The following is a 1130-nucleotide window of genomic DNA, read 5'->3' on the forward strand; positions in this document are numbered from 1 at the left end:
CTTGTGCATTGCCATAAACTTCTGCATTATCAAAAACGTGCGGTTCACCGCAAATATATGCATCACCGTAAACTTCTGCATGACCATAAATGCATGGTTCATCGAAAACTTCTGCTTTGCCATAAATACGAGAATTGTCGTAAACCTCGGCATAACCGTAAACTTGTGCATTTTCGTAAACCTTAGCATCATCATAAACCTTGGCATAACCCCCAACCCAGCAATTGCCATCATGACTTAGATTGTCTTCTTTCTCGATATAGCCGCCAAGATCACCTTTCTTGACGTCCCCCAAATCTCTCAGTGCACGAATGCGGTGAAGGATTTTGCCATCAACTTCGATTGTTTCATCAGTAAGTTCGTANATCAACTTCGATTGTTTCATCAGTAAGTTCGTATTTTTTTTCCATGTTTTAAGTCGCCCTTATCTTAAAACAGTGTCATTTCCAGATACTTTTGTATTTCCGGTTACTTTGGCATTCTCGCAAACTAGTGCACCACCAAACACACGGGCATTTCCAGAGATTTCTGCTTGACCGCCAATTTTAGCTTTTTCAGAAACATGTGCACCTTGGTGGACTGCGGCATCGCCATAAACCTTAGCCTTTCCAAAAACACGTGCATCATCTGCAATACATGCGGATTCAAAAACACAAGCATCGTCAAAAATTTCTGCGTTCTTTGAAATTATTGCATTACCGCCAATCTTTGCATCATGGTATATTCGTGCACTACCAGAAACAGAAGCTTTATCGTACACTTTCGCGTTCCCATAAATTTTTGCAAGTACGTGAACACGGGCATTACCGTAAACTTTTGCATGATTGAAAATGTGTGCACCACTCAAAATTTGTGCATCATCGAAAATTGTTGCGTTATCATAAACCAATGCACAATCTTGGATTAGTGCATTGGCATAGACTTTGGCATTCCCAAAAACCTTTGCACTATCTCCAACCCAGCAATTGCCATCATGTGATAAATTACCCTCATGCTCAATAAAACCACCAACGTCACCTTTCTTGACTCTTCCAAAGTCTCTCAATGCACGAATGCGGTGGAGAGTTTTGCCCCCAACTTCGATTGTTTCATCAGTCATTTCGTATTTTTTTTCCATGGTTTTACTCCTT

The 1130-nt window shown here is 40.7% G+C and carries 2 protein-coding genes; both read right to left on the minus strand.

The window, feature by feature from the left end:
• The coding region (locus ACFILD_RS03110) for a hypothetical protein (protein WP_375664755.1) at positions 1 to 385 on the minus strand (385 nt) is incomplete at its 3' end.
• 39 nt (positions 386 to 424) lie between these two features.
• A complete protein-coding gene (locus tag ACFILD_RS03115; RefSeq protein WP_375654843.1) occupies positions 425 to 1117 on the minus strand; it encodes a hypothetical protein in 693 nt (230 codons plus the stop codon).
• Positions 1118 to 1130 lie beyond the last annotated feature (13 nt).

This window comes from Bartonella sp. CL162QHHD, from assembly GCF_042195435.1.
Taxonomy (GTDB): domain Bacteria; phylum Pseudomonadota; class Alphaproteobacteria; order Rhizobiales; family Rhizobiaceae; genus Bartonella.

Coding starts and splice junctions, on each gene's coding strand:
- ACFILD_RS03115 (WP_375654843.1), bottom strand. CDS start 1,117: ATGGAAAAAAAATACGAAATGACTGATGAAACAATCGAAGTTGGGGGC.